Genomic DNA, 6299 nt, shown 5'->3' on the forward strand with positions numbered 1-6299 from the left:
CGTCGCGTCGGGGCCGGTTCGGGCCGGGGAGCCTGGGGTGTTGCGGGATGTACGCATGGCCTCCTCGCTCTGGATCAGGGGCGGTGCGGTGCAGCCGGGCCGGTCGGCGGGCGACCCGACCGCACCGCTAGGGAAGGGCGCTCTCCAGCGGCCGCTGGGCCGAGGCGGAGGCCTCGCGCTCGGTGGCGGTCGGGGAGAGCGCGACAAAGGCTGAGGTCAGGAACAGATAGGAGCCGAGGCCAACGGCCAGGGGGAAGATGAACTGCATGGTCGTGGCCCCGGACAGTTCGGCGGTTCCGGGCGTGACGTCGACGCTGACGGCCATCATGCCGGTGTAGTGCATGCTCGTGACCGCGGCGCCCATCACCAGGGAGGCGACGGCCACGGCGACGGGCGCCTTGATGTTGAGTGCCGCCCACAGGGCGGCCGTCGCGGCGGCCACCGCGATGAGGACGGAGAGGCCGACCATGGCGGGGTCGTAGTGCACCTCGCCGTGCAGCCGGAGAGCGGCCATGCCGAGGTAGTGCATGCTCGCCACCCCGACTCCCGTGGTCAGGCCTCCGAGGAAGAGCGCTCGGCCCTTGTTCTTGCTGTAGCCGACGGCGAAGACACCCACCCCGACGACGGCCATCGCGACGACGAGGCTGACGACGGTCAGCGGCACGTTGTAGCGGATCTCCGTGCCGGTGACGCTGAAGCCGAACATCGCCACGAAGTGCATCGTCCAGATGCCGGTGCCGATCGCGGAGGCGCCGGTGATGAGCCAGTTGCGCCGCGACCTTCCGGTGGCCGTGAGGGCGCGCACGGTGCAGCGCAGTCCGAGCGCGGCGCCGATGCAGGCCATCACATACGACAGTGCGGGTGTAAGCCAGCCGAAGGCGGCGTGGTCCAGGTGTCCCATGCCTCCGGGACGCTAGTCGTGGAGGAGGCGTGAAGAGGGGGCGCACTTCGAAAGGTGGCCGAATATGACAGAGAGATGTGCAAGAACGATCGTCACGCGCTCGAACATGCGCACCGCACGGACGTACGGAAGCCGAATCCGTTCCGTGCGGAAGTTCGAGCAGTTCGGGCCATCGCGACCCGGGTGAGGGATCATGGACCGCATGAGCAACGACCCCAGGGACGTACAGGAGTTCTTCACCGCCCGCGCGGCCGACTGGGACTCCCGCTTTCCCGACGACGGACCCGCGTACGCGCAGGGGGTCGCCGCGATCGGACTGCGGAGCGGGGACAAGGTCCTCGACGCGGGCTGCGGCACCGGACGCGCCCTTCCGGTGCTGCGCGCGGCGGTCGGCCGAGAGGGCACCGTGCTCGGCGCCGATCTCACCCCCGCCATGCTGCGGCAGGCGCTGCGGGCCGGACGGGACGCGGACGGCGGACTGCTGCTCGCCGATGTCGCACGGCTTCCGCTGCGCGACGGCGCACTGGACGCGGTGTTCGGCGCGGGCCTGATCTCGCATCTGCCCGAACCCGCCGCGAATCTGCGCGAGTTGGCCCGGGTGGTACGTCCCGGCGGCCACCTCGCGCTCTTCCACCCCATCGGCCGCAGGGCCCTCGCGGCCCGGCACGGCCGCCAGGTCACCCCCGATGACCTGCGGGCCGAGCCCAATCTGCGGCCGATGCTGGCCGGTTCGGGGTGGCGGATGATCTCGTACGTGGACGAGGACGTACAGTTTCTCGCTCTGGCCGTACGAGAGGTCTGAGCAACTGCTTCTGGATGCGGCACACTTGGAAGATCGGCCCGCGGAACCGACCTGAAGCGGGGCCGAGCCGTACAGGGGGAAGGTGATCGCTTATGTCGGAGCGTCATCCGGTGCTGCGCAGAATCGGCAGGCTGTTCCAGCCGGACGGCCGTGAGCCGGGCGAGACGGAGCCGCCGTCCACCTCGGGGAAGGCCGTGCCGCGACAGGCGGCCGGCTCGGAACACCGCACGCACAACATCTTCGAGGCGGCGGCGGCCTATGTGACCGCGTCCATCGACGACGACCAGGAACAGCAGGACGAAGCGGCCGGCTGGGTCCAGCCCGAGGCCTTGTGCTTCGGCATCAACGAGCTCGCCTGCCGCGCCGTGATCGCCCTGGCCCGCGAGCGCGACGAGTCGCCGCGGGACGTGGCCCGTACCCTGCTCGGTCTGCCGGCCGTCTGACCTGCCCGCTCCCTGCGCGTCGGCGTATCCGCGCACGTCCGTGCGGTTCAAGGTCGCCCAGACCTCGACGAGTCGGTTACCGACTGGTTAGGGTGCGCCGACGAAGTTTGCGAAAGGGGAGGGCACTGCCATGGCCGGGAGCGACGCGGACGTCGCCGTCGACGACGACGCGCTGTATGTGCTGACCGCGGTGCTGCTGACACCCGCGAAGTTCCCGAGCGTGCTCGGTGACGACTACCCGGAGGCCTGTGCGGCGCTCGACCTTGTGCCGATCGTCGACGGGTACGGCCTCGTGCTCGGACAGGACGCGACGGGTGCCCGCTGGACCGTGGTGACCGACGATGTGTCGCTCGTGGCGGTCGCCATCGCCTCCTGGGACTGCGGCATGGAGTACGAACTGTCGCCGGACGACAGCACGGTGGTCAGCGCGCTGCCGGGCTGGCCGCTCGCGGTGGCCGTGGCGGCGCCCGGCATCCCCGCGCCGCACGACCCGGAGCCCGACCCGGACGACCCGCACGGCCTGGTCCTCTCGCCACCGGACACCACCACCTGGGGGCCGGCTCAACGGCGGCTCGGCGCCGATGAGATCGCGTTGCAGTGGGCGATGTGGCGGGCGCAGATCGATGATGACGCGTTCGTGGTGGGCGGGGAGGGGGCCGATTCCGAGGCGGGTTCCGGAACGGGTTCCGGAGCAGAATCCGGAGCGGGTTCCGGAGCAGAATCCGGAGCGGGTTCCGACTCGGCCGCCGAGGGTGAGACTGCCGAGGCGGTGGAGAGACCGGCGGCGTCCGAGGTCGCCGAAGGCAGCGGGCCGGCGGAGGCCGAGGGGGCGGTGTCCGATGCCGGTGCCAACGCTGATGCTGACGTCGACAGGGACGCTGACGTCGACACGGACGCTGACGCCGATGCCGACGGGAACCCCGAGGGCGATGCGGACGCCGGCGAGACCGATGCCCCGGACGACCGGACCGACAGCACAAACGATTCCGCGGATGACGTGGAGACCACTGAAGAGACCGCTGCTTCGGACACCGTGGAGAGCCGGTCCGGCGACGAGAACGCGGCGCCGGACGAGGCTCACGCTTCGGACGAAGCCGACGCACCCCAGGACGCCACCGGCCGGCCCGATACGGCTCCCGAGGACACCGCCGACCAACCCGACACGGCCCCCGAAGGCACCGCCGACCAGCCCGAACCCGCCGGATCCGAGGCCTCCGCCTCCGGCAGTGCCATCCGCCGCGTCCTTGCCGAGGCGCGCGCCTACATCGACACTCCCCCGCCGCTCGGCCGCGTGCGCTCCGCCTTCGCCACGGGCGAGGCGCGGACGCTGCGGGCCGACGGCCCTGGGTGGTCGATGGTGGCCCGTACGGACGACATCGCCTTCGTCCTGCTCGACGAGGAGCCCGGTGAGGTGCTGCCGGTGGGCCGGGGGCCCGAACTCCCGGGGCTGCTCGAGGCCTTGGACAAGATGGCGGTACGGCCGTCCTGACCTGTCACCTCGAAAGCCCGCCCTGCCCTGTCACCTCGACGGCCCGCCCTGCCCTGTCTCCCCTAACGCCCGCCCCCACCCCGCCACGCAGTCGGTCAGACGGCCCCCAAGCCCCCGCACGGCCGAGGGCGCGGACCTCGACGGCCCGCGCCCCGCACCCGTATCCGTATCCGTATGCGCATCAAGAAAGCAGCGCTCAGCGCCCCAGCTCCTTGCGGGACACCCGCCGCAGCCGGCGCCGCTGTGATTCGTCGAGGGTCAGATAGGCCGCCGTCGGCACCCCGAGGATGATCAGCAGCGCTGCCCACCAGGGCAGCCAGATCATCAGGATGATCCCGGCCGCCACACCACCCGCGGCGATTTTCGCGTTCCTGGACATCAGTGTCGCCTCCTTCGCGGCTGCAGCCGCTCTCTGCAAGGGAGAACGGGCCCGCCGCCGCCCTGGTTCCAGTCTGGACCCTGACGCGACCCTGAGGTCCGTCCCGGAGAAGTCCCCTACTCGACGCGCAAGGGCTCACCGACCTCCCGCAGATGCCCCAGTGCCTGGCGGTACGAGTCGACGGCGCCGGTCTCCGCATAGGGGATGCCCAGGTCGCGGCAGTGGGCGCGCACCAGGGGCTGGGCCAGGCGCAGGTGCGGGCGCGGCATGTTGGGGAACAGGTGGTGCTCGATCTGATAGTTGAGGCCGCCGAGCAGCCAGTCCGTGACGGGGCCGCCGCGGATGTTGCGCGAGGTGAGGACCTGGCGGTGCAGATGGCCCCAGCGTTCGGTGGTGCTGTCGGGCATCGGCATGCCCTTGTGGTTGGGCGCGAAGGCGAGGCCCAGGTGCAGGCCGAAGAACGCCTGGTGCAGGAAGGCGAACAGGAGCGCCTTGCCGGGCGTCAGGACGGTCAGGAGCAGGGTCGCGTACGCGACGAGGTGGACGAGCAGCAGCAGACCCTCCACGGTGCGTTCACGCGGGGACTGGCGGCGCAGGTCCTTGATGCCCTGGATCTTGAGGTTGATGCCCTCCAGCAGGCACAGCGGGAAGAACAGCCACGCCTGGTGGCGGGTGAGCCAGGCCTTGAACCCCGTGCGGCCCGCGACATGGTCGCCGGAGAAGACCAGGACGTCGGGTGCCACGTCCGGGTCCTTGTCGACGTGGTTGGGGTTGGCGTGGTGGCGGTTGTGCTTGTCGTTCCACCAGGCGGCGCTGGTGCCGACGAGCAGATTGGCGTGGATCAGGCCGAGCACTCGGTTGACCTGGCGCTTGTCGGCGATCTGGGAATGCCCCGCGTCGTGGCCGATGAACGAGGTGCGCGCCGAGAACAGGGCGAGGGGCAGCGCGAGCAGCAGCGTCCACCAGGAGTTGCCGACGAGCACCATGGCGGTGACCACGGAGGCCAGCGCGAGGGTGTTGACGGCAATGCTGCGGGCGTACCAGCCCGTGCGGCGCTCCAGGAGACCCTGCCCTTTGACGGTGCGCAGGAGTGGCGCGAACTCACTGCCGCGTGGTGCGGCGGCGGGGCGCTCTCGTACGGGTGCGGCGGTCGTCATGGCAGGTCTCCGGTCTCTTCTACGATCGGTCTGACCTGCTTAAACGTAGGTTTCGGCCACCCATTGCGACCATGGCGCCACCACCCGTGTGCGCAGGGGTGGTGGCGCCCGGGGGACCTGGGGCCACCACCAGTCCCAGGTGGACCCAGCGACACCTCGCGCGCCGATTGTGAGGGGCGTCACGCCTCCGAGCCTCTGCTACGGGCCGGCCTTCAGGTACCCTCGGCCGCTCGGTCTCTAGTCAAACTTGAGGAATCAGCCATCGCTGTGCACAGGCTCGTCCCGCTCACCTCTGCCGAACTGCTTCAACTCACCCGTTGCGCCGTGGTGTTCCTGCCCGCTTCACCTGCCCGCACCAGCCGGTTCGCGTTCTGGAGCGAGGACGGCGGCGCCCCCGAAGGCGCGGCCGACGAGCTGACCGTCGCGCTGCCCGGCGAGGAAGGCGGCGTGGAGCGGGTTCAGGTCCCCGCGCGCGTCCTGACCGTACGCGAGGCGCTGCCCGCCCTGGCCCGTGCACGCGCCGACGACGTGGCCCATCCCGCCGCGGCGTTCTGGGGTGCGGCCACCCTGTTCGCGCTCCAACTGGCCGCTCGCGGCTTGCTGTTGCCCGGTCTCACGGCGCAGGACGAGGATGCCTGGCGGGCCGGCCCGTTGACGGCCGAGGACCTGGAGCTGGTGCGCGACCTGTCCGCCGCGATGCCGCCGCAGGCCCATGCCACGCCTCTGCCGTCGGATGATGAACTCCTGCTGCCCGAGCCGGAGTTGCTCGTACGGCAGTTCCTGGACGCCGTGGCCGACACCCTGCCGCGCTCCCCCGCCGCCCACCTGGCCGCGGGTCAGCCGGCCTATGCCGTGGACGAGCCGCAGCGGCTGCCGGAGCAGCGCGACTGGGCGGCGGATGTGGCCGCGGGTCATGACGCCGGGGTGCGCCTGTCCCTGCGGATCGAGGTGCCCGGGCTGCAGGAGATCGAGGCCCCCGGGCCCCAGGAAGGCGCCGCCCGCTTCCGTGCCGTACTGCAGATGCACAGTGCCGCCAACCCGACCGCCGTCGCGGATGCCGCCGATGTCTGGGCCGAATCGGGCGCCGCCGCGGGGGCGTTCGGGCCGCGCAGCCGGCTGGACGCGCTG

Annotated in this window: 5 protein-coding genes and 3 pseudogenes; 5 read left to right on the forward strand and 3 right to left on the reverse strand. The window is 71.3% G+C overall.

Translation table 11 applies throughout. From position 1 onward, the window contains the following. Nucleotides 1–127: 127 nt before the first annotated feature. On the reverse strand, nt 128–901 hold the full coding sequence (locus ABT367_RS40150; protein WP_165331863.1) for an MHYT domain-containing protein: 774 nt from the start codon (nt 899–901) through the stop codon (nt 128–130). Between the two features lie 202 nt (nt 902–1103). On the opposite strand from ABT367_RS40150, the gene ABT367_RS40155 reads away from it, so the two are divergent. The 4 genes and pseudogenes from ABT367_RS40155 to ABT367_RS40170 form a co-directional block, all read left to right on the forward strand. After that, the gene (locus ABT367_RS40155) at nt 1104–1703 is read left to right on the forward strand and encodes a class I SAM-dependent methyltransferase (RefSeq protein WP_352258769.1); all 600 of its coding nucleotides are present in this window, start codon (nt 1104–1106) and stop codon (nt 1701–1703) included. Nucleotides 1704–1795: 92 nt separating this feature from the next. Then, a complete protein-coding gene (locus tag ABT367_RS40160; RefSeq protein WP_352258771.1) occupies nt 1796–2146 on the forward strand; it encodes a hypothetical protein in 351 nt (116 codons plus the stop codon). 130 nt (nt 2147–2276) lie between these two features. Next, nucleotides 2277–2978: pseudogene (locus tag ABT367_RS40165) on the forward strand (hypothetical protein); the annotation flags it as partial. A gap of 393 nt (nt 2979–3371) precedes the next feature. Continuing rightward, nucleotides 3372–3635, forward strand: a pseudogene (locus ABT367_RS40170) (hypothetical protein); the annotation flags it as partial. A gap of 196 nt (nt 3636–3831) precedes the next feature. Here ABT367_RS40170 and ABT367_RS40175 read toward each other — a convergent pair. Then, a complete protein-coding gene (locus ABT367_RS40175; RefSeq protein ID WP_165331866.1) occupies nt 3832–4014 on the reverse strand; it encodes a hypothetical protein in 183 nt (60 codons plus the stop codon). 116 nt (nt 4015–4130) lie between these two features. Next, nucleotides 4131–5171, reverse strand: a complete 1041-nt coding sequence (locus ABT367_RS40180) for a fatty acid desaturase family protein (RefSeq protein WP_352258773.1) — start codon at nt 5169–5171, stop codon at nt 4131–4133. A gap of 267 nt (nt 5172–5438) precedes the next feature. Here ABT367_RS40180 and ABT367_RS40185 point away from each other — a divergent pair. After that, nucleotides 5439–6299, forward strand: a pseudogene (locus tag ABT367_RS40185) (ATP-dependent helicase); the annotation flags it as partial.

Source organism: Streptomyces mesophilus (assembly GCF_040300965.1).
Lineage (GTDB): Bacteria > Actinomycetota > Actinomycetes > Streptomycetales > Streptomycetaceae > Streptomyces > Streptomyces mesophilus_A.

Coding starts and splice junctions, on each gene's coding strand:
- ABT367_RS40150 (WP_165331863.1), bottom strand. CDS start 901: ATGGGACACCTGGACCACGCCGCCTTCGGCTGGCTTACACCCGCACTG.
- ABT367_RS40155 (WP_352258769.1), top strand. CDS start 1,104: ATGAGCAACGACCCCAGGGACGTACAGGAGTTCTTCACCGCCCGCGCG.
- ABT367_RS40160 (WP_352258771.1), top strand. CDS start 1,796: ATGTCGGAGCGTCATCCGGTGCTGCGCAGAATCGGCAGGCTGTTCCAG.
- ABT367_RS40175 (WP_165331866.1), bottom strand. CDS start 4,014: ATGTCCAGGAACGCGAAAATCGCCGCGGGTGGTGTGGCGGCCGGGATC.
- ABT367_RS40180 (WP_352258773.1), bottom strand. CDS start 5,171: ATGACGACCGCCGCACCCGTACGAGAGCGCCCCGCCGCCGCACCACGC.